The organism is Rhodococcus sp. P4_B6, from assembly GCF_056402215.1.
Map to the genome: position 1 here is coordinate 93812 of NZ_JBFUHV010000009.1, position 21934 is coordinate 115745.

General features: G+C 67.9%; 20 protein-coding genes. 11 read left to right on the forward strand and 9 right to left on the reverse strand.

From position 1 onward, the window contains the following. Positions 1–33: 33 nt before the first annotated feature. From AC1DWT_RS06530 to cydC, 4 genes are read left to right on the forward strand one after another with little or no spacing between them, the layout of a single operon-like run. Entirely contained in the window at positions 34–1530 is a 1497-nt protein-coding gene (locus AC1DWT_RS06530) for a cytochrome ubiquinol oxidase subunit I (protein ID WP_095863319.1), read from the forward strand. An 11-nt stretch (positions 1531–1541) separates the two neighbouring features. After that, positions 1542–2579 (forward strand): cytochrome d ubiquinol oxidase subunit II, encoded by a 1038-nt coding sequence (gene cydB, locus AC1DWT_RS06535; RefSeq protein WP_095863320.1) that lies wholly within the window; start codon positions 1542–1544, stop codon positions 2577–2579. Continuing rightward, positions 2576–4279: a thiol reductant ABC exporter subunit CydD gene (cydD, locus tag AC1DWT_RS06540; RefSeq protein WP_095863321.1), complete on the forward strand. Its 1704-nt coding sequence runs from the start codon at positions 2576–2578 to the stop codon at positions 4277–4279. Before cydB ends, cydD begins: the two co-directional genes overlap by 4 nt. After that, entirely contained in the window at positions 4269–5948 is a 1680-nt protein-coding gene (cydC, locus tag AC1DWT_RS06545) for a thiol reductant ABC exporter subunit CydC (protein ID WP_477920046.1), read from the forward strand. Before cydD ends, cydC begins: the two co-directional genes overlap by 11 nt. Positions 5949–6191: 243 nt before the next feature. On the opposite strand, the gene AC1DWT_RS06550 is transcribed toward cydC, so the two are convergent. Both AC1DWT_RS06550 and AC1DWT_RS06555 read right to left on the reverse strand, forming a co-directional pair. Continuing rightward, on the reverse strand, positions 6192–7301 hold the full coding sequence (locus AC1DWT_RS06550; RefSeq protein WP_373560156.1) for a type IV toxin-antitoxin system AbiEi family antitoxin domain-containing protein: 1110 nt from the start codon (positions 7299–7301) through the stop codon (positions 6192–6194). 87 nt (positions 7302–7388) lie between these two features. Beyond that, positions 7389–8111, reverse strand: coding sequence for a heme-binding beta-barrel domain-containing protein (locus AC1DWT_RS06555; RefSeq protein ID WP_373560157.1), 723 nt, complete (start codon positions 8109–8111; stop codon positions 7389–7391). A 242-nt stretch (positions 8112–8353) separates the two neighbouring features. Between AC1DWT_RS06555 and AC1DWT_RS06560 the strand changes: the two genes are divergently transcribed. Beyond that, on the forward strand, positions 8354–9622 hold the full coding sequence (locus AC1DWT_RS06560) for a cutinase family protein (protein WP_095863323.1): 1269 nt from the start codon (positions 8354–8356) through the stop codon (positions 9620–9622). 69 nt (positions 9623–9691) lie between these two features. On the opposite strand, the gene AC1DWT_RS06565 is transcribed toward AC1DWT_RS06560, so the two are convergent. From AC1DWT_RS06565 to AC1DWT_RS06585, 5 genes are all read right to left on the reverse strand, one after another. After that, positions 9692–9997, reverse strand: coding sequence for a DUF1416 domain-containing protein (locus AC1DWT_RS06565; RefSeq protein WP_072943045.1), 306 nt, complete (start codon positions 9995–9997; stop codon positions 9692–9694). Positions 9998–10000: 3 nt separating this feature from the next. Further along, positions 10001–10837 carry a sulfurtransferase gene (locus AC1DWT_RS06570; protein WP_015888694.1) on the reverse strand — a complete coding sequence of 279 codons (837 nt, stop codon included), beginning with the start codon at positions 10835–10837 and terminating at the stop codon, positions 10001–10003. A gap of 67 nt (positions 10838–10904) precedes the next feature. Further along, positions 10905–11357 (reverse strand): DUF4395 domain-containing protein, encoded by a 453-nt coding sequence (locus AC1DWT_RS06575; protein WP_477920049.1) that lies wholly within the window; start codon positions 11355–11357, stop codon positions 10905–10907. A gap of 236 nt (positions 11358–11593) precedes the next feature. Continuing rightward, the gene (locus tag AC1DWT_RS06580) at positions 11594–12067 is read right to left on the reverse strand and encodes a thioredoxin family protein (protein WP_095863325.1); all 474 of its coding nucleotides are present in this window, start codon (positions 12065–12067) and stop codon (positions 11594–11596) included. Then, the gene (locus AC1DWT_RS06585) at positions 12064–12843 is read right to left on the reverse strand and encodes an LmeA family phospholipid-binding protein (RefSeq protein WP_072943048.1); all 780 of its coding nucleotides are present in this window, start codon (positions 12841–12843) and stop codon (positions 12064–12066) included. The genes AC1DWT_RS06580 and AC1DWT_RS06585 overlap by 4 nt, the downstream gene beginning before the upstream one ends. 195 nt (positions 12844–13038) lie before the next feature. On the opposite strand from AC1DWT_RS06585, the gene AC1DWT_RS06590 reads away from it, so the two are divergent. The 6 genes from AC1DWT_RS06590 (at position 13039) to pstB (ending at position 18920) form a co-directional block, all read left to right on the forward strand. Beyond that, positions 13039–13797 (forward strand): winged helix-turn-helix transcriptional regulator, encoded by a 759-nt coding sequence (locus AC1DWT_RS06590; RefSeq protein ID WP_072943049.1) that lies wholly within the window; start codon positions 13039–13041, stop codon positions 13795–13797. Beyond that, entirely contained in the window at positions 13794–14711 is a 918-nt protein-coding gene (mshD, locus tag AC1DWT_RS06595; RefSeq protein WP_072943050.1) for a mycothiol synthase, read from the forward strand. Before AC1DWT_RS06590 ends, mshD begins: the two co-directional genes overlap by 4 nt. A gap of 216 nt (positions 14712–14927) precedes the next feature. Further along, on the forward strand, positions 14928–16046 hold the full coding sequence (gene pstS / locus AC1DWT_RS06600; protein WP_072943051.1) for a phosphate ABC transporter substrate-binding protein PstS: 1119 nt from the start codon (positions 14928–14930) through the stop codon (positions 16044–16046). A gap of 68 nt (positions 16047–16114) precedes the next feature. Then, entirely contained in the window at positions 16115–17188 is a 1074-nt protein-coding gene (gene pstC, locus AC1DWT_RS06605) for a phosphate ABC transporter permease subunit PstC (protein WP_072943052.1), read from the forward strand. A 3-nt stretch (positions 17189–17191) separates the two neighbouring features. Further along, the gene (gene pstA, locus AC1DWT_RS06610) at positions 17192–18100 is read left to right on the forward strand and encodes a phosphate ABC transporter permease PstA (RefSeq protein ID WP_072943053.1); all 909 of its coding nucleotides are present in this window, start codon (positions 17192–17194) and stop codon (positions 18098–18100) included. A gap of 43 nt (positions 18101–18143) precedes the next feature. After that, positions 18144–18920 carry a phosphate ABC transporter ATP-binding protein PstB gene (gene pstB, locus AC1DWT_RS06615; protein ID WP_015888703.1) on the forward strand — a complete coding sequence of 259 codons (777 nt, stop codon included), beginning with the start codon at positions 18144–18146 and terminating at the stop codon, positions 18918–18920. Positions 18921–19060: 140 nt separating this feature from the next. Here pstB and phoU read toward each other — a convergent pair whose 3' ends face one another. Together phoU and AC1DWT_RS06625 are read right to left on the reverse strand one after the other, a co-directional pair. Beyond that, positions 19061–19759: a phosphate signaling complex protein PhoU gene (gene phoU, locus AC1DWT_RS06620; protein WP_015888704.1), complete on the reverse strand. Its 699-nt coding sequence runs from the start codon at positions 19757–19759 to the stop codon at positions 19061–19063. Between the two features lie 82 nt (positions 19760–19841). Then, positions 19842–21875 (reverse strand): LCP family protein, encoded by a 2034-nt coding sequence (locus AC1DWT_RS06625; protein ID WP_477920050.1) that lies wholly within the window; start codon positions 21873–21875, stop codon positions 19842–19844. Positions 21876–21934 lie beyond the last annotated feature (59 nt).

Here is a 21934-nt window from a genome sequence, read left to right on the forward strand (position 1 = left end):
AGCCTGTCCTACGGGCCCAGTTTCGGAGTAGCCATGGATGCCTTGGATGTCTCCCGGTGGCAGTTCGGCATAACCACCGTCTATCACTTCATCCTCGTACCGCTGACGATCGGGCTCGCCCCGCTGATCGCCGTCATGCAGACGATGTGGGTGGTCACCGGAAAGGACCACTGGTATCGGCTCACCAAGTTCTTCGGGAAACTCTTCCTGATCAACTTCGCGCTCGGCGTCGCCACCGGCATCGTGCAGGAGTTCCAGTTCGGCATGAACTGGAGCGAGTACTCACGCTTCGTCGGCGACGTGTTCGGCGCGCCCCTCGCCCTCGAGGGACTGGTGGCGTTCTTCCTCGAGTCGACGTTCCTCGGACTCTGGATCTTCGGCTGGGGCAGGCTGCCCAAGCTCGTCCACCTGGCCACCATCTGGCTCGTCGCGATCGGTGTCAACGCGTCCGCGTACTTCATCATCACCGCGAACTCGTTCATGCAGCACCCGGTGGGGGCCGTCTACAACCCCGAGACCGGGCGCGCGGAACTCACCAGCATCTGGGAACTGCTCACCAACAACACCGCCCTCGCGGCCTTCCCTCACGTCGTCGCCGGAGCATTCCTCACGGCGGGCACATTCGTGGCAGGCGTCGGCGGCTGGTGGATGGTGCGCAGCATGCGCAAGTCGAAGGAAGCCACCGAACCGGAGGTCGCGAAGAAGCACGAGGAGACCGCCAGGACGATGTTCCGTCCGGTCACGATCCTCGCGCTGTGGGTGATGGTCGCCGCGGGTGTCGGACTCGCGATCACCGGCGACATCCAGGGCAAGCTGATGTTCGAACAGCAACCCATGAAGATGGCGTCGGCCGAATCGCTGTGCCACACCGAAACCGGCGCCGACTTCTCGATCCTCACCGTCGGCACCCAGAACAACTGCGACAGCATCACCCAGCTCATCAAGATCCCCGGGCTCACCTCGTTCCTCGCGGACGGCAGCTTCGACTCCACCGTCGAGGGCGTCACCGAGATCCAGGCCCGCTACGAGGAGATGTACGGGCCGGGCAACTACAAGCCCAACCTGTTCGTCACCTACTGGACGTTCCGCGCGATGATCGGCTGGGCGGCCGGGTCGGCGCTGCTCGCCGTCGTCGGCCTGTGGATGACCCGCGGCGGCCGCGTCCCGGACAAGAAGTGGTTCGGCTGGCTGTCGATCGCGGTCATCCCGACGCCGTTCCTCGGCAACAGCGCGGGCTGGGTGTTCACCGAGATGGGCCGCCAACCGTGGGTCGTGGCACCCAACCCGACCGGTGTCGACATGATCAGACTGACTGTCGACCAAGGCGTCTCGAATCACTCCCCGTGGACCGTCTGGGTCTCGCTCATCACGTTCACCGTGGTCTACGGGTCGCTGGCGGTCGTGTGGTTCACGCTGATCCGCCGATACACGGTGGAGGGACCGCTCGAACACGACGCGCACCCACCGGGTGACGACCACGACGAGCCCGAAGAACCGGGCCGGCCCGAGCAACTCTCGTTCGCGTACTAGGGGAGACGGTCATGGGACTTCAAGAAGTGTGGTTCATCCTGATCGCGGTGCTCTTCATCGGGTACTTCGTCCTCGAGGGATTCGATTTCGGTGTCGGCATGCTGATGCCGGTGCTCGGCAGGCGCAAGGACCCGAACGGGGACACCCGACGGCGGGTGGTGCTCAACACGATCGGCCCCGTGTGGGACGGCAACGAGGTGTGGCTGATCACCGGCGGCGGCGCGTTGTTCGCGGCGTTTCCCGAGTGGTATGCCACCTTGTTCTCCGGTTTCTATCTGCCGCTGCTGATCATCCTCGTCGCGCTGATCGTCCGGATCTGCGCCATCGAGTACCGCGGCAAGATCGACGACGACACCTGGCGCCGACGGTGCGACTGGGGCATCGTCTTCGGATCCTGGGTTCCTGCCGTGCTGTGGGGTGTCGCGTTCGCGAACATCGTGCGCGGCGTCGACATCGACGCCGACAAGCAGGTCACCTCGAACCTCTTCGATCTGCTCAATCCGTATGCGCTGCTGGGCGGTCTGACGACCGCGCTCGTGTTCGCCCTGCACGGCGCGGTGTTCCTCGCCCTGAAGACGGCCGACGAGGTCCGCACGGACGCCGTCGAACTGGCGTCGCGGCTGGCAATCCCGGCCGTTCCGGTGGCAGGCGCGTTCGTGCTGTGGACGCAGTTGGCGCACGGCAAGGGCTGGACGTGGATCCTCGTCGCGATCGCCGCCGCCGCACTCCTGGGCGTGGTCGCGCTCACCCGCGCCGAACGTGAGGGCTGGGCGTTCGCGCTCACGTCGATCGCGGTGATCGCCACCGTGGCCCTGCTGTTCGGCTCGCTGTTCCCCAACGTCATGCCGTCCACACTGGACGCCGCGTACAGCCTCACCATCGACAACGCGTCGTCGAGTCCGTACACGCTGAAGGTGATGACGTGGGCCGCCGCGTTCCTCACCCCGGTGGTGCTGATCTACCAGGGCTGGACGTACTGGGTGTTCCGTCAACGGATCTCGACCAAGCACATCCCGCCGTCGATCGGTCTCCCGCTCGAGCGCAGATGAGCACAGCGGTCGGCGACGCACCCCGCCCCGCCGGGGAGCGGGGTTCCCGGCGCCCCGTCGATCCCCGCCTGTGGCGGTACTCCGCGGCAGCCCGCGGGTATCTCGTCCTCACGGTCGGGCTGTCGATCGTCAACGTCGCGATGGTCATCGTGTCGGCGCTCATGATCGGCCGTGTGCTCGGTGGCGTCATCGTCGACGACGCCACCGACCTCGGGCGGTGGTCCACCGAACTGACGGTCCTCGCGGCCGCGGTGGGGATCCGCGTCCTCGGCACCTGGATCCAGTCCCGGTTCGCGCACCGGTCCGCGTCGCGGGTCGTGGCGGAACTGAAGGGCGAGGTGCTCGGCGTCGCCACACGCCTGCGGCCGCGCGCACTCGATCCGCGGCGGGACGAGATCGCGACCGTGCTCACCCGCGGCATCGACGGACTTGTGCCGTACCTCACCGGGTACCTCCCCGCCCTGGTCCTCGCGGGAACGCTCACGCCGGCGACGTTGGCGGTCATCGCATTCCAGGATCTGACGTCGGCGGCCATCATCTTCGTGACGCTGCCGCTCATCCCGGTCTTCATGATCCTCATCGGCCTGCTCACCAGGGGCAAGGCCGCCAAGACGCTGACCGCGATGACCACACTGTCCTCGCAACTGCTCGACCTCCTCGCCGGACTGCCCACACTCCGCGCGCTGGGCCGCGAACAGGGGCCCGCGACGCGGGTGCGCGAACTCGGCGACGCCCACCGCCGCACCACGATGTCGGCGCTGCGGGTGGCGTTCCTCTCGTCGATGGTGCTGGAACTGCTGGCCACTCTCTGCGTCGCACTCGTCGCCGTGAGCATCGGACTGCGGCTGGTCTACGGGGGCATGGGACTCGAGGCGGGGATCGTCGCACTGATCCTCGCCCCCGAGGTGTACCTCCCGCTGCGGATGGTCGGCACCCAGTTCCACGCCGCCGAGGACGGGATGGCCGCCGCGAGTAGCGCCTTCGCCGTCATCGATGCCGACGAGCCGGTCGATTCGGACGAGCCGGTCGATTCTGACGGTGGGGTGGTGGACGCCACCGGGGCGCGTCTCGAATTCGACGACGTGGACGTCGCATCGCGCCGCGGCCGGGCGCCGCGCGGACTGTCCGGGACCCTCGAACCCGGCGCGGTGACCGTGCTGACCGGACCCAACGGCGCCGGGAAATCGACTGCGGTGCACGCACTCCTCGGCCTCGTCGCACCCGAGGGCGGACAGGTGCGGGTGGCGGGCGTCCCCGTGAGTTCGCTCGACCGGTCCGCGTGGTGGGCGCAGGTGGCGTGGCTGCCGCAGCACCCCGTCCTCGTTCCCGGCACCCTGGACGAGAACCTCCGGCTCATCGGCGACGTCGTCGACCTCGAACAGGCCTGCACGGCTACGGGTTTCGATCAGGTCCTCGCCGAACTCCCCGACGGCTGGAACACACGCGTCGGGTCCGGGGGAACGGGACTGTCGCTCGGACAGCGGCAGCGGCTCGCGCTGACCCGGGTGCTGGCCACCCGGCGTCCGGTCCTGGTGCTCGACGAACCCACCGCACACCTCGACGACGCATCGGAGCGGACCGTGCTCGATTCCCTGCGCGGCCTGGCCGCCGCCGGCCGGACGGTCGTGGTGGTGGGGCACCGGCCGACCGTGCTCGCGGCCGCCGACCGGGTGATCGAGGTGAGCGCCGATGTCGCGTGACCCGCTGCTCCGGGCGCTGCCGCTTCTCGACCTGAAACCGGGACGGGTGGCGCGGGCCGTCGCCGCCGGAGTCGCCACCCTGGGCAGTGCCCTCGCGCTGGCGGCGCTGTCGGCCTGGTTGATCACGAGGGCATGGCAGATGCCGCCCGTCCTGGACCTCAGCGTGGCCGTCGTGGCGGTGCGGGCCCTGGGCATCTCCCGCGGCGTCTTCCGCTACCTCGAGCGGCTGGCCACCCACGACACCGCCCTGCGTGGCACCACGTCCGCCCGCACCCGGCTGTACCAGCGGCTCTCCGACGGTAACCCCGCGGCCGCGGCCGGACTGCGCCGTGGCGAACTCCTCGCGCGCACCGGTGCCGACGTCGACACCCTCGGTGACGTCGTGGTCCGCGCGCTCGTTCCGATCGCCGTGGCCGTCGTCCTGGCCGTGGCCGCCGTCGGCATCCTCGCGGTGATCTCGCCGGTCGCGGCGCTCGTGCTCGCAGTGGCGCTCGCGGTGTCGGGGGTCGCGGCGCCCTGGTTGTCCGCGCGGGCCGCCCGCCTCGCCGAGACGTCCGGAGCGCAGGCGCGCGCCCGGTTCAGCGCGGACGCCGTCACCGCCCTCGATCACGCCGCGGAACTGCGCGTCGCGGGTCGCCTCGACCGCGCCGTGTCGCGGGCCGTCGACGCCGAGCACGCCGCGGTCTCGGCCACCGACCGCGCCGCCGCACCCAGCGCGTTCGCGGACGCCGCCACACCGCTGGCAGTGGGGGTGAGCGTGATCGCGTCGCTGCTCATCGGCATGGACCTGTACTCGTCGGGGACCATGAGCCCGATGGCGATGGGCATCCTCGTGCTCCTGCCGCTGTCCGCGTTCGAGGCCACCGCGGCACTGCCCGCCGCAGCGGTCGCGCTGACCCGCGCCCGCATCGCGTCCCGCCGCATCCTCGCCGTGCTCGACGCCGCAGTCGCGGATCCGCACCCCGGAGACCGGGACCTCGACGGACCCACGGAAGTGGTCGCGAAGGACCTGCGGTGCGGCTGGCCCGGCGGGCAGATCACCGCCCCGCTCGACCTCGACCTGCGGCCGGGTGCCCGGGTCGCGATCGTCGGGGGCAGCGGGTCGGGGAAGACGACCACCCTGATGACTCTCGCCGGGTTGCTCCCCCCCGTCTCGGGGACGGTCCGGATCGACGGGATCGACCTCCACCAAATCAAGTCCGAGGCGGTGCGCCGGAACGTCGGGTTCTTCGCGGAGGACGCGCACCTCTTCGATACGTCGGTGCTCGAGAATCTGCGCGTCGCGCGCGGCGACCTGGATGCCGAGGCGGCGGTGACCGTCCTGGAGTCCGTCGGGCTCGGGGGATGGGTGGCGGGGCTTCCAGAGGGAGTGCACACGACCCTCGCCGGCGGTGCCAGAGCGGTGTCCGGCGGGCAGCGTCGCCGGCTGCTCCTCGCCAGGGCGTTGCTGTCGCCCGACCGGGTGCTGTTGCTGGACGAACCGACCGAACACCTCGACGCCGACGCGGGCGCCGACCTGCTGCGGAGACTGCTCGCACGCGACGGCGGATTGGTGTCTGCGCAGCGCACAGTCGTGGTGGTCACCCATCAGCTTCCGCAGGATACGAGCGCTGACCTGGTGATACGGGTGGAGAAAGCTGAGAGCGAAAATGCGTTGCCGACTCCGTGAGTGCGGCGTACGTTCTTGTGTACACGAGGAAGGAGGTGGTCTGAAATTGAATGACAGACGGACACGTGAGGTGGCTGCCAGCTAGCCGCTACCGCTGACGGAATTCACTGACCGCGCGAGCGGCGAGCGAATCCCAGGCAGCTACCCGGCCCCCGAGCCCCCGGTCTGGTCCAAGATCGGGACCGGTGCACAAGCACCGGAAGGCTCGGGGGCCGTTGTGCGCTTCGCGCCCGTGAGTACTTGTTAACCCCCCGACGTTAATAAGTACTCACGGCAGCGCGGGCACGGGTTCGACCCACTCCAGCCGCCCCGCTCGAGCACCGTGCGCACCTCGGCCGCGACCTCACACGAGCGTTGCGTCACCTCCTCCCAGCCGTACACCAGCGCCGCCTTCCCCGCGAGTTCCGCCGCGTTGCCGCGACGCCGGTCGCGCAGCGCCACCGACCGCGACGAGTGGTACCGCAGCCCGTCCAGCCGCACAAGGAGCGGAACACCGCTGTCCGAGTAGTCCACGTCCTCGTACAAAGTCTTCCCGTCGACGAGCACAGGCGACTGTCGCCGGGCGGCCGGCAGTCCGTGGGCGAGTTCGACGTCGACGGCGTACCGGTGCTCCAGAATCGACTGGACTCCGCTGGAGACGAATGTCAGCGCGTCGGTCAGTGCCCTGCGGTATCTGCGCGGCGGACGCTGCTCGATCCGTCGAAGGAGCGTGTGGACCGACACACTGGTGCCGGTGACCGCCGACACGACGACCCGCGCGGCCGCCGGCGCCGACGGCTCCTCGACGGCCAGATCGACGACGGTGTCGGCCAGGGACGTTCGCGGCAGGAGCGTCGGGACGAGGATGTGGGCGTGCGCCCGGGAGCGGTGCACCACGACCCCCGGGTGGAGAAGATCGCCCTCGCGCGGAACGGGACGGTCGGATCGCCGGCCGACCTTGCGATACGTCGGCCCCTGGTGCTCCGCAGACAATCCGTAGGGCACGGTGACGTGGATCGGACCCTCGGGATCGACACGCACCAGCGACCACTCCTCGGCCGCGGTCCGGTGGCTGAGAATCGCGCGGGGACCACCGAACAGCAGCGCCGCCCACAGCATCATCGGCCGATCGAGGGGACCGTTGGTGACGGCGTAGACGCCGTGCAGAACCGCCGACCATTGGCCGGACTCCACCATGTGCTGGATCTGCCGGGTCGAGATGCCCAGTCCGCGCAGTTGCCGGGCCGTGACGAGGCCGTGCTGGTGGTCGAGGACTGTTTGGAATTCGGGCTTGAAGTCGATCGTCGCAGGTGTCATGGACGCGACGGTGCGGAACCCGGCCGACAGGAATGGCCCGAGAAGGGCCGATTTCAACTGGCCTGTGGATGAACCTGAGGTTGTGGATAACCCGAGCCGTGAGTACTTATTAACCGCCCGCGGTTAACAAGTACTCACGGGGCGTCAGCCAACGTAGCGGGACAGCCGCGCGGAGAGGTGGGGGCGCAGTTCCCCGTCCGCGATGATGCGTTCCTCGACGTACGCGAGGTCGCCGCCCTCGACGATGCCGTAGAGACGCTTGGCGCCGCCGACGAGAACACCGGAGGTGCTGCGAATCACGACGTCGGTCGCGAGTTCCCACGACGACTGGGTGAGGGCCCGGCCGTAGAACAGTTCGACGATGCCGGAGCTGTGGGCGAGGAGAAGTTCGACGACTTCCTCGTTGGTGCTGCCGGGAATGCCGTCTCCGCTGATCCGCCAGAAGCCGGTCTCGTGGAGATCGGGGCGCACGTACTCGCCGTCGGTGCCCAGAACCCAGGTCTGGGATCTCCACTCGAGGTAGTTGCCCCCGTTGTGGGAGACGATGATCTGCTGCCCGAAGCGGTAGTCGCCGGTGGCGGGGTCGTGGCCTTCCCCTTCACCGCGCCAGACGCCCACGAGCGGCAGTACCGCGAGAAGTTCGTTGTTCAGATCCGGGCCGAGGCGCAGATTCGCGGTGTCCTCGGGCAGCGGAAGGTCCGGAAGCTGCGGGATGTTCCGCGACGCCGTCGTCTTGGAACGCTCGATGGCGTCCGCGACGGCTGCGTCACCGCTACCACGACGCACGGTGGGGGAGTCCTCAGCGGGCGCGCTCGTAGTCGGGTGCTCGGAAGGCGGATCTGCGCCTGCGTCCGGAGTTTGACTCACGACTCGTCGGTGACCAGGCGGTAGATCGTGTAGAGGGAGAACCACGTGATCAACACGGCGGCAAGGACAAGAAGTACCTCGAAGAAGATAACCACGGTGACATCCTAAACCGAACCCGTCGAACGGTCGAAACGGGAGGCGGCTTACCGTCACTGCGGCTACGGTTTTTCGAAGGCGACCACCCGGTCGGTTCCGGATATCCTCATGCCGTCGTCTCGTCTCCCGCTCCTCCCGGAGGTCCCATGCTTCGATCCAGCCCCGCCCTCCCCGGCCTGGCGCGAGCCGCGATCACGGCGACGGTTCTGCTGCTCACCGTGTCCGCGTTCGGCGCTCCCGGCCTGGCCGTCGCGGCCCCGGACTCCGGCAGTGCAGGGTCGGGAAGCGCCGGTTCGGGGAGCGACGACACCGACCGCGTCGATCCGAACAACTACGCCGCCGACTGCCCGGACATTCTCATCGTCGCGGTCTCGGGCGCGACGGATTCGGAAGAAGACCGCAACCCCCTCGCGGAGAGTGGCGAGGTGTGGTCGAACTGGGTGGGCAACGTGACGGTGCCGACCGGCGAGGCGAACAAGGACGAGCCGGGAACGGTGGGGTGGATGTACGTGCCGTACCCGTCCACGTACGGCCTGAGTCTGCTGCAACCTGTTCCGACATACCAGGATTCGATGGCCGCCGGTGTCGCGTCGACGAACAGGATCCTCGACGAGAACAAGGCGAAGTGTGGCGACGGCACCAAGTACGTGCTGCTTGGATACAGCGTCGGCGCCGAGGTCGTCGAACGGGTGGCGCGCGAACTCGGCCACCGCGACAGCAACGCTCTGGTTACCGCCGACGACATCGCCGGCGTCGCATTGATCGGCGACCCGTACCGTCCGGCGGGCACCCCCTCGATGGGCGAACCCGGCCCACCCGGAGGCGGATTCATGTCTTCCGAGCCGGCCGACTACGGCGCTCTCGACGGCAAGATCACCTACGCGTGCCGCCCCTACGACATCGCGTGCGACGCGCCGCAGGAGATCGCCGTCCTCGAGCTGGCGCTCGGGGTGCTGGGACAGCTGCACTTCACCCTGCTGAACCCCGGCCAGACTGTCTCCGACTTCGCGAATGCGGTGACGAACATGGCGGCACGGTCGATCGTGCACATCGTCACCCACGACGACTGGTTCGCCTCCGACGAGTCCTTCCTCGACGTCCTGCGCAAGGTGGCCGACCGGACCTACGACCCCGACGGACCGGACCGGAACACGCAGGTGTCGCAGGAGCAGATGGTCGAGGCGCTGAACTGGGCGATGGGCCCCGGTTCCGAGGTCGTGAAGGCGAAGCTCGCGAAAGAGGGCCCCGGGTTCGTCGAGGACAACCGGGACGTCTTCGAACTCGTGATCAAGCCGTACATCTTCCTCGGCTTCATCCAGCACCTGTTCTACTGGAACAACAACCCGAACGACCCCTGGTACTGGGAGAGCGAGAAGATCGTCGACTGGATCACCGCGCTCGCGCAGAAGCAGTAGCGCGGAGCCGCACGAAGAAGGCCCCGCTCCGAATGCCGGAGCGGGGCCTTCCTGCGTTGGTGCTGAGTCTTACTCGCCGACCGTGACGTCGACGTTGTGCACGCCTGCGCTCGTCGGGCTCACCGTGGCGGTGCCGTTGCCGGAGCTGGACAGTGCACGCACGGTCCAGTCGCCGGGAGCGGCGAAGAAGCGGAAGTCTCCGGTGCCCGAGGCGACGACCTCGGCGGTGAACTCTCCGCCGCCGTCGAGGAGACGCACGAACGCTCCACCGATCGGCTGGCCGTCAGCGGCGAGAACGCGGCCGGTGATGACCGTTTCCTTCTCGACGTCGACGCCCGCGGGCAGGGTCTGGGTCTGTACAGGTGCTCCACACATGGCTCAGTGAACCTCCAACTCGATGGGTGCGCCGACGAGTGAGCCGTATTCGACCCAGCTGCCGTCGTAGTTCTTGACATCGGACTTGCCGAGGATCTCCTTGAGCACGAACCAGGTGTGGCTGGAGCGCTCGCCGATACGGCAGTACGCGATGGTGGGCTTCGACTCGTCGTAGCCCTTCTCCGAGTACAGCTTCTCCAGGTCGTCGTCCGACTTGAAGGTGCCGTCCTCGTTTGCGGTGGTGCTCCACGGGATGTTGATGGCCGTGGGGACGTGTCCACGCTGCTGCGCCTGCTCCTGCGGCAGGTGCGCGGGGGCGAGGATCTTGCCGGAGAACTCGTCGGGCGAACGCACGTCGACGAGGTTCTTGTTGCCGATGGCGTCGATGACCTCGTCGCGGAACGCGCGGATCGTCAGGTCGGGTGCGTCGGCCTTGTACTGGGTGGCCTCGCGGGAGACGGTCTCCTTGGAGAGGGGGCGTCCGTCGAGCTCCCACTTCTTGCGGCCGCCGTCGATAAGCTTGACGTCCTGGTGGCCGTACAGCTTGAAGTACCAGTACGCGTACGCCGCGAACCAGTTGTTGTTGCCACCGTAGAGAACGATGGTGTCGTCGTTGGCGACACCCTTGGCGGACAGGAGGTCGGAGAACTGCTGCTGGTTCAGGAAGTCACGACGGACCCCGTCCTGCAGGTCCTTCCGCCAGTCGAGGCGGATGGCGCCTTCGATGTGGCCGCCGTCGTATGCGCTGGTGTCCTCATCCACCTCGACGAAAACGGTCTTGGGGGCGTTGAGGTTCTGCTCAGCCCAGTCGGCGGAGACTAGGACATCGGAGCGAGCCATGGTGTTCCTTTCGATGTGTTCTTACTTGTGTCGGGTGGATCGTGCAGTGGTTCTCGATGTGAAACTTTCAGGCCGCGGGCCGGAGGCGTGCGACGAGTGGATAGATCTGGCAGCCGAGACAGAACCCGAATGCGGCGTTGAGGAACGCCGCGAACAGGGCGAATGCGGTGGCCACTTCGCCGACGAGGCCGGAGCCGGCGAAGAAGCCGACGGTGCCGACGGCGGCGAAGACGAAGCCGACGAGCTGCGCGAACCGCAGCGGTGCGGCGGGTTCGCGTTCGCTCACCGGAGTGAGTCGCGGCGCGACGAGGCTGCCGAAGATCCGGCCGTACGGGCTGCGCCGCGGCCCGGAGGCCGCGCCTGCCGCGAAGACGACCGCCTGCAGTGCCAGCAGAATTCCTGCTGCGACCAGCGAGAACGTCGACACGACGAGGATGGCGACGAGGACTGCGGTGGTGACCCAGGCGGCGAACCGGGGGCCACGAACGTCGACCTGCTCGACCTCGAGTGTTGTGGACATGAGAAGTGCTCCTGCGTTGAGTCCTGAATGCTTGCCTGGCGCCGAGCAACGACGGACGACGTCGTCATCGGGTTTCGATCACGTGCGCGGAGTCCGCGGTGTCAGCAGAAAGCGACAGCCCTGGTGATCAGCAACAGGTACAGCAACAAGCCCCGAGGCGGCACAGGTCTACCGTGCGGCGTCGGGTGAGCATGAGCTCGTGGCTGGATTGCACGACGACGAGTTTACCCGGTTCTTCAGGAATTTGAAGCCGGGGGCCGGGTGAGGGGTCCGAGCGCCGCCCTCAGGTCGGCCGCTGAGGGCACCCCGGACACCCGGAAGCATTGCTGCAGGTCGGCGTCGAGAATGAACGTCGTCGGCAACGACAGAACGCCGAGTTCCTTGGCGAGAGCGGGATACTCGTCGATGTCGACTTCCACCTCGACGGGAGGTTCCGGCTCGCCGGTGAGGTCCGCGACGACCTGTCCGACGACCCTGCGCACCGCTGCGCAGGGTCCGCACCAGTCGGCGGAGAAGTGGAGAACGGTGGCCGGTCGCCCGTGCCCCGAACCCGACCCGACGCCCGCCGCCTCGAGCAGCAGGCGTCGCTCGTCGGTCACTGCCGCGGTCGTCTCGCCGGTGGTCCGGACCTTCCCCTGGCGGCGCTGCCAGACGAGCCCGAACGCGAGGGCCGCGAACAGTGCGATCAGTAACAGTGTGATTCCGGTCATCGGCTCTGCAGTTCGTTCAGGTCGATCGTGACGTTGTCGCCGACACCCTCGATGACGATCTGCGAGCCCTCCGCGTACACCTCCGTCGGCTGGACGCCGAACGGCAGTTCCCGGGGGTCGATGGTCCGGGTGAAGAGGCCGAGGATCGCGGGGGCGAGCGGCTCGGGGATGGTGAAGTCGGCGTGGCCCTCGGGCCCGAAGTAGAAGTCGCTGGCGACGATCTTCACCTGATCGCCGTCGAGGACCAGGTCGGCCTGCACGCTGACGGTGGTCTCGAGCGGGCCGACGGGGACGGTGCCGGTGAGGACGACGCCGCCCGCGGTCGTCATTCCGGAGCCGCCGGAGCCGCCGGTCCCGTCCGACTTGCTGGCCGGCGGGGCCGAAACCTGCAGGTCGGGGATGTCGAGGAAGCGGCCGAGGTCGGTGGCGTCGATGAGCATGCGGCCGGAGAGGTGGTCGACCGGAAGGCTCGTGACGGAGCCGTCGACGAGGTCGGACAGCGGCGCGGACACGCCCAGGAGGGTGGACTCGATCGTCACCTCACCGACCACGTCGCTCTGTACTCCCTGGGCGCGGATCTCGATGTTCTCGTACTTCCCGGCCCACGCCTGGGTGAGGAAGGGGAAGCCGTGCACCGTCACCTCGGGATCCGCGGTGAGGGACGCGCCCGCCCGCAGTTCCCGCGACACCCGGTATTCCGCGTACGCCGCCGAACCGAAGTCGACGACGAGACCGAGTGCCACGAGGAAGATGATTCCGATGATGAGTTTCCGCACGGCCCCATTGTGACGGACACGGTGCCGGTGCAACCTTCGCGCCGGTTGCCGGGGTTCGGTGCGACGGACCTTGACGGCGGCGCGCTACTCTGTCACCGACAAAAGTGTCGATACCTTCAGTGTCGATCTACCTGGACCGGCGGACGAACCATCCGTCGGCCGGCCGGGTACGACGGCGACGAGATGGGAGGCTGTGTGGAGCTACTGCTTCTTACCTCCGACCCGAACCCCGAGGCAGTTCTGCCTGCCCTCGCCCTGCTGGCGCATTCGGTGCGGCCTGCCCCGACGGAGGTGTCCTCTCTCCTGGAAGCGAGCTCCGCCGACATCGCCCTGGTGGATGCGCGCACCGATCTCGCGGCGGCCCGCGGCCTCTGCCGGCTGCTGGGCAGCACGGGTTCCGCGGTCCCCGTGGTGGCGGTGCTCACCGAGGGTGGCCTGGTGGCGGTCAATTCCGACTGGGGTCTCGACGACATCCTGCTCCCGGGCACCGGGCCGGCCGAGGTGGACGCCCGCCTCCGACTGCTGGTCGGACGTGCCGGCGGCGTCGCCAGCCCGGAGGCGTCGGGCAAGATCACGCTCGGCGAACTGGTCATCGACGAGGGCACGTACACGGCCCGGCTGCGTGGCCGCCCCCTCGACCTCACCTACAAGGAGTTCGAACTCCTCAAGTACCTGGCGCAGCACGCGGGTCGCGTCTTCACCCGCGCGCAGTTGCTGCAGGAGGTGTGGGGATACGACTTCTTCGGTGGTACCCGCACGGTGGACGTCCACGTGCGTCGTCTGCGCGCCAAGCTGGGCAGCGAGTACGAATCCTTGATCGGTACAGTCCGCAACGTCGGATACAAGGCCGTCCGTCCCACCCGCAGCAAGTCGGGTGCGCCGGTGCCGCCGGTCGACGACCTCGATGCCGAAGATGCAGACTTCGAATCCGCGGAAGGACCTGTGATCCAGTGAGCGCTTCGGTGCAGTCCTGGACCGATCGACTCGACGGCAAGCAGGCCGCGGACGTGTCCGCACTGCTCGACCGCGCGACGGCAGCGGACGGAACCGCGCCCGTGTCGGAGCAGGGCGTGCACGCCGTGTCCGGGGCCGGCGGCGACGGTGTCCGTCATCTCGTGGAGACCGACGCCCATCGGATCGTCGGGTACGCGCAGCTGCAGCCGGGTCACGGCGAGCACCCCGCGATGGCCGAACTCGCGGTCGATCCCGAGGCGCGCGGCCGGGGGATCGGTAGCCGGCTGGTTACCGAGGTCCTGTCCGAGGGTGGTCCGGACACCCGGGTGTGGGCGCACGGCAACCTGCCCGCGGCGCAGGCGGTGGCGCACCGCCTCGGGCTGAGCGGTGCACGCGAACTGCTGCAGCTCCGGCGTCCACTCGAGGGTGCCGAGCTTCCGGAAATCGTTGTGCCGGAGGATATTTCACTCCGCTTGTACCGCGGAGTCGAGGATGATCCCGAGGTGCTGCGGGTCAACGCCGCCGCCTTCGCCTGGCACCCCGAGCAGGGGTCGTGGACCGAACGGGAAATGGCCGAACGCCGCGCGGAGGCCTGGTTCGATCCGGCCGGGCTGTTCATGGCGTACGGCACGGCGGACGAGAAGCGGCTGCTCGGATTCCACTGGACCAAGGTGCACCCGCAGCAGGGCGACGAGCCGGCCATCGGTGAGGTCTACGTGGTGGCCATCGGACCCGACGCCCAGGGGCGCGGTCTCGGCCGGTTGCTCACACTCGCCGGACTGCACTACCTGCGTGACCGCGGGCTCGGTGCGGTGCTGCTCTACGTCGAGGGCGACAACACGTCGGCGCTGCACACCTACGACCGGCTCGGGTTCGAGCGGTTCCACACCGACGTCGCGTACGCGCGAGCCTGAGGCGCTCCTCTTACTTCGGCACCCGTCGTTCGTCTCGGAAATATGGGCAAATGCTCGGTCTGTTCACTTTCCGTTCACCGATCGTGGTCCAACTGGACATTAGCTACCCCTAGGTTTCTCCGTGGGCAGCGCCGTGCTGCCTGGTGCAGGATCCTCCCGGTCCGCGCCTCATGTCGCCGCCCGATCCAGGGCGAGACGGTATTTCCGGAGGACTAGGTGAATCTCAAGCGCAATGGCGCCCTGCTCGGTGCAGTGGCCCTGGGTGCCATGACCTTGGCCGCGTGTGGCAGCGACAACAACGCCGCGTCGAGCGGCGTCGACGTAGCCGCCTCGAGCGCGACGTGCGAGGGCAAGGCCAACCTCTCCTCGGCCGGTTCCTCGGCGCAGAAGAACGCCATGGACCAGTTCGTCTCCACCTACATCTCCGTGTGCCAGGAGAAGGGCAAGACCGTCAACCTGGCGTACAACCCCAGCGGTTCCGGTGACGGACGTACCCAGTTCATCGCGGGTCAGGTCGACTTCGCCGGTTCCGACTCGGCGATCAAGACCGAGCAGGCCGAGCAGGCCAAGGCGCGTTGCGTCGGCGGCGAGGCGTGGAACCTTCCCCTCGTCTTCGGGCCCGTCGCGGTCGCCTACAACCTCGACGGTGTCGAGGACCTGGTGCTGAACGGTGAAGTGACCGCCAAGATCTTCAACGGCACCATCAAGAAGTGGAACGACCCGGCCATCGCCGCCCTCAACCCGGGCGCCACCCTGCCGGACCAGGACATCACCGCGATCATCCGCTCGGACTCCTCGGGAACCACCGACAACTTCCAGCAGTACCTCACCGCCGCCTCGAACGGCGCCTGGACCACCGGTGCCGGCTCCGACTTCACCGGCGGCATCGGTGAGGGCGCCAAGGGGTCGGCCGGTGTCGCGCAGGCAGTGGCCTCCGCCCCCGGCTCGATCACCTACGTCGAGAAGTCGTACGCAGACCAGAACAAGCTGTCGGCAGCGCAGATCGACACCGGCTCGGGCCCCGTCGCGCTGTCCGACGAGTCCGCGGCGAAGGCCATCGAGGGTGCGCAGTTCAAGGGTGCGGGCGAGGGCGACCTGACCCTCGACCTCGCCTCGATCTTCGGCACCAAGGAAGCCGGCGCGTACCCGCTGGTGCTCGCCACCTACGAGATCGTGTGCTCGAAGGGCTACGACGCCGACACCTCCGCAGCGGTCAAGTCGTTCCTGACCAGCGCCGCCAACGAGGGCCAGGACAACCTGGCCGCGCAGGGCTACGTGCCGCTGCCCGACTCCATGAAGGAGAAGCTGAACGCGTCGGTCGCCGCAATCGGCTGATTCACACGGTAAGTCGTTCGGACCCGCCCATGACTCGATATTCTGACGATGAAAGATTGGGAGCGCAGATGAGTGAAGCGCACACCGAATCAGCACCTCGCGCCTCCGGCTCCGCTTCCGGCGGGGCCGGGGTGGGCGGTCCGAACGGCACTCCGGAGGCCGAGTTGAGTTCCACCAAGGCCGAAACCCCGACCCCGACCGATACACCTCGCGGCAAGGCCGTCGCGAGGCCGGGAGACCGGATCTTCAAGTCCCTCGCGACCACGTCGGCGATCGTCATCTCCATCCTCATCGCCGCGATCGGCATCTTCCTCGTCTGGCGTGCCGTTCCCGCGCTGAGCCGGAACCAGGTCAACTTCCTCACCAGCCGCGAGTGGGTCACCCAGGACATCAACGCGATGGCGTTCGGTGTGCTCGACCTCTTCCAGGTGACGGTTCTGGTGTCGCTGTTCGCGCTCGTGCTCGCGATGCCGGTTGCGCTGGGTATCGCGATCTTCCTCACCGAATATTCGCCGAGCTGGCTCAAGCGTCCGCTGGCGTACGTCATCGACCTGCTGGCCGCGGTGCCGTCGATCGTCTACGGCCTCTGGGGTCTGCTGGTGTTCGCGCCGGCAATCAGGCCGCTTGCGGTGTGGCTCAATGAGACCCTCGGCTGGTTCCCGCTGTTCGCGACGGGCAGCGGTTCGATCACCGGCGGCGGCACCATCTTCACGGCCGGCATCGTCCTCGCCGTGATGATCCTTCCCGTCATCACCGCCGTGACCCGCGAAGTGTTCGTCCAGACACCGACGTCCCATATCGAGGCGGCGCTCGCCCTGGGCGCCACCCGGTGGGAAGTGGTGCGTACCACGATCATTCCGTTCGGTAAGTCCGGCTACATCAGTGGTTCGATGCTGGGCCTCGGTCGCGCCCTCGGTGAGACCATGGCGCTGTACCTGATCCTGCGCACCACGTCGCAGCCCTTCGGATGGTCGCTGTTCGACGGCGGCGCCACCATCGCGTCCAAGATCGCCCTCGGCTACGCGGAGTTCAACAACAACATCCAGGCCGGCGCGTACATCGCCGCAGGTCTGGTGCTCTTCGTACTCACGTTCGTCGTGAACGCCGCGGCCCGCGCCGTGATCGCAGGAAAGAAGGACTGACCCATGACCGCGACACTCGACAAGCCGGTCAAGGCACCCACCTTCCGGGGTGTCGGTACCCGGCGGCGCATCACCGATATCACCGCCACCGTTCTCGTGACGCTGGCAGTGCTCGTCGCCCTGGTTCCGCTGGTGTGGGTCCTGATCACCGCCGTCGTCAAGGGTATTCCCGCCCTGACGTCGGCCACCTGGTTCACCCACTCGCTCAGCGGACTCACGTCGTCGGCCGAGGGCGGCGGTATCTACCACGCGCTGATCGGCACGATCCTGCAGGGACTCGTCTGCGCGGTGCTGTCCATCCCGCTCGGACTGTTCGTCGCGATCTACCTCGTCGAGTACGCCGACCGGAAGTCGCGGCTGGCGAAGCTGACCACGTTCATGGTCGACATCCTCAGCGGTGTCCCGTCGATCGTGGCCGCCCTGTTCATCTATGCCCTGTGGATCGCGACGTTCGGCTTCCCGAAGTCCGGGTTCGCGGTGGCGCTCGCCCTGGTCCTGCTGATGGTGCCCGTCGTCGTCCGCAGCACGGAGGAGATGCTCCGCATCGTGCCACAGGACCTGCGCGAGGCGTCGTACGCGCTGGGCGTTCCGAAGTGGAAGACGATCGCCAAGATCGTGCTGCCCACCGCGCTGCCGGGCATCATCACCGGCGTCATGCTGGCGCTGGCCCGCGTGATGGGCGAGACTGCTCCGCTGCTGATCCTGGTGGGGTACGCACCGTTCATCAACTTCAACCTGTTCGGCGGCGAGATGGGCACCCTGCCCGGCGTCATGGTCGCCGAGATGAACAACCCGACCGATGCCGGTACCAACCGCATCTGGGGCGCGGCGCTGACGCTGATCCTCCTGATCGCCGTCCTCAACATCGCGGCCAAGGTCGTCGGCCACTTCTCACAGGTCCGCAGCAAGTGACACATACACTCGAGTTCGTACATCAATCAGTAGGGAGCCGGTAATGGCCAAGCGTCTGGATCTCAAGGACGTCAACATCTACTACGGCAAGTTCCACGCCGTCGCCGATGTCGGGCTGTCGGTCCCCCCGCGGAACGTGACCGCGTTCATCGGTCCGTCCGGTTGCGGCAAGTCGACCGTGCTGCGTTCGCTGAACCGCATGCACGAGGTGACTCCCGGTGCGCGCGTGGAGGGTTCGATCCTCCTCGACGGTGAGGACATCTACGGTTCCGGCATCGACCCGGTCGGCGTCCGCAAGACGATCGGTATGGTGTTCCAGCGTCCCAACCCGTTCCCGACGATGTCCATCAAGGACAACGTGGTGGCCGGCCTCAAGTTGCAGGGCGAGCGCAGCAAGAAGCGTCTCGACGAGGTGGCCGAGCGGTCGCTGCGCGGCGCGAACCTGTGGAACGAGGTCAAGGACCGTCTCGACAAGCCCGGTGGCGGACTCTCCGGCGGTCAGCAGCAGCGTCTGTGCATCGCCCGGGCCATCGCCGTCTCGCCCGATGTCCTGCTGATGGACGAGCCCTGCTCGGCGCTCGACCCCATTTCGACCCTCGCGATCGAGGACCTCATCACGGAGCTGAAGAAGGACTTCACCATCGTGATCGTCACCCACAACATGCAGCAGGCCGCGCGTGTGAGTGACCAGACCGCGTTCTTCAACCTCGAGGCCACCGGCAAGCCGGGACGTCTCGTCGAGATCGACGACACCGAGAAGATCTTCTCCAACCCGACGCAGAAGGCCACCGAGGACTACATCTCGGGCCGCTTCGGATAACGCACACCGAGGAGAACGCCCCGGCCGGATCTTCGGCCGGGGCGTTCTTATCGTATGGACGACTTCCAGCGAACGAACGGGACGCTCGCACGGTCAGACCGTRCGAGCGTCCYGTTCGTTCGAAAAGTGTTGGGGGAGTTCTACAGTTCCGGGTAGGACGTGAGGTTGTCGGCGTCTTTCACGGCGGTCTCGGTGTCGTCGGGCAGCTTGCCGGTGACCAGGAAGATCACCCGGCGGCCCACCTCGACGGCGTGGTCGGCAAAACGCTCGTAGAAGCGGCCGAGCAGGGTGACGTCGACGGCGGCGGCCACGCCGTGTTTCCACTCGCGGTCCATGAGCACGGTGAACAGGTGCCGGTGGAGGTCGTCCATCGCCTCGTCCTCTTCGCGCAGGCGCGCGGCACGCTCGGGGTCGCGCGTCTCGAGGACTTCGCGGGCGGCGGCGCCGATGGAGACGGCGATGCGCCCCATCTCGGCGAAGTAGCCGTTGACCTCTTCGGGGAGCACGTGGTTGGGATGTCGGCGGCGCGCGATCTTGGCGACGTGGAGCGCCAGCGCACCCATCCGGTCGATGTCGGCGACGATCTGGATTCCGCTGACGACGGAGCGGAGGTCGCCGGCGACCGGTGCCTGCAGGGCGAGGAGGGCGAACGCCCGCTCCTCGCAGATGGTGCTGAGCTCGGTGATCTTGTCGTGCTCGCCGATGACCTGCTCGGCGAGCGAGAGGTCTGCCTGGAGCAGCGACTGGGTGGCTCGCTCCATGGCGACCCCCGCAAGCCCCGCCATCTCACCGAGAAGGTCGGCAAGCTCGGTCATCTGTTCGTTGTAAGCCACGCGCATGAGGTCACAGCCTACGGTGCACGGGAAACCAAGTCACGATCACACGGTGAACGCAGGGTGAACGACGCTGCTGAGCGTGCGCTCAATCGCAGGACGTGTCGCCTGCGTTCACAACCGCCAGGTCCGCGGGGATTTCCGCGTCCTCCGGCTGGCCGATTCGCACGTCCGACACGTTCAGCGGAGTGTCGATCGGACTCGGTGTCTGCACGGTCCCGGAGAAGCTCGAACCGAGCGCGACCTCCACGACCGTTCCGAGTCCGGTGGTCGCCTCGAGCACCGCACCCGGGAACGACGACGCCAGGGTCGCCGCCTCGGCCTCGTGGCCCGGCGAGAACCGGATGACGGTCTCGCTGCTGGTGCCCGTGTAGTTGCCGACGTTGTAGATCTGGAAGCCCTCGGCGGCGAGATTGTCGGCGACGGTCGCGGCCAGCCCCGACTCACCCGATGCGTTCGACACCTGCACGGTCACGCTGGACGGGTCGACGGCCTGGACCGTCTCCGGGGCGGGCGGCGCGGCCTGCGGTTCGGGGGCGTTCGAGGGCAACGGTTCCGCCCGCTTCTCGCCGGGCAGCGCCTCGTCGTCGATGATGGCCCGGAAGATGGCCTTGATGTCGTCGGTGCGGGGAATCTCGTTGCCCCACTCGGTGGTGCCCGCGGTGGGCACGGTCAGGAAGGTGACCGCGCCCGCGTCGACGTTCTGCAGTGAGCGCCCGAGCGTGACCAGCGACTTCGTGTCGATGTTCTCCACGAACGTGTCGCGGGTGAACGCGTTGATGAAACCGTTCAGTTTGCCGGGATTGAGCAGCACCTGACTGGACAGGGCGCCCCTCAGCAGGGCGGAGAGGAATCTCTGCTGCCGGTTGATGCGCCCGTAGTCGCCGTTGCCCTCCGCCTCGACGTGTCTGGCGCGGACGAAGTTCAGTGCCGTCTTGCCGTCGAGCATCTGGGTGCCCGCCTGCGGCAGAACGGTGCCGAGTACGTCGTCCTCGAGTGGCTGGGTGGTACAGACCTTGACCCCGCCGATCTCGTTGACCATCGACTCGAAGCCGGCGAAGTCCATGCCGACGAAGTGGCCGATTTTCAGGCCCGACATCTTCTGGATCACCTTCACCAGGCATTTCGGTCCGCCGAGAGCGTACGTGGCGTTGAGTTTGTCGCCGTCGGCGGCGGGGAAGGTCTCGCCGGTGTAGCTGCCGCTGTCGTTGTCCCAGCCCTGGCAGACGGGTCGCTCGACGTCGAGGTCGCGGGGGAACGACACCGCGACCACCCGGCTCCGGTCGGCGGGGATGTTGACGAGCATCACCGTGTCGGCGCGGGAGCCCTCGGCGTCGTCGATGGTTCCGGCGCCGACCTCGCCGCTCGCGCCGGCGCGGGTGTCGGTGCCGACGATGAGGTAGGTCTCGTCACCGGTCTGYCCGACGGCGTCGAMGATGTCGGTCGACTCGGTGTCGAGTGCCGCGATCTGGTCGAACTTGCCCTCGGTGGAGCGCAGGTAGCCCCAGACGATGCCGGTTCCGGCGAGTGCGACCACCGCGACGAGCGCGACGACGGCGCGTCCCGCTGCGCGCAGACGCTTGCGTTTGCGGGTCTTGTTGAGGGCCAGGCGTGTGGTGCCCGGGTTGCCGACCACCTGCGGTACCGCGGTGGTCTCGGCGGAATCTGCGACCCGTTCGGGTTCGGGCGTGCTCTGCGGCGGCTCCGACGGCGGGGCTGCCGGCGGCGCTGCCGGTGGGGTCTTGCGCGGCGGAACCCCGGGAGGCGGCGGCTGCCGCTCGTCGATCGGGGGAATCGTCTCCGTCTTCTCCGGATCGCTCGCGTCGTCCTCGGCGACCTTCTTCACCAGGTCGGCGACGGAGAGCGCCTCGGTGGGTCCGCCCGCGGCCCGGCGGCCGATCCGGCCGCTGTCGTGGCGCGACGGTTCGGTGCGTTCCACCGGTGCACGGTGCTCGGGGGCTGCGGGCGGTTCGGGAGGCCGCCGTTCGGGAGGTGGCTGTCGCGGTGGGAGTCGCCGCGGCCGCCCCGACTGGGCTTCCCGGTAGCTGGGATCCGCTAGAGGACGCTCCCAGGGGGCGCGGGATTCGGGAGTCGGTGAGTCCGCACTGTGATCATCACCCACCGATGCAACCTGACCTCTCCGCCGACTCGGACCTCCGTCGGCCCCGACGGATTCCAGCC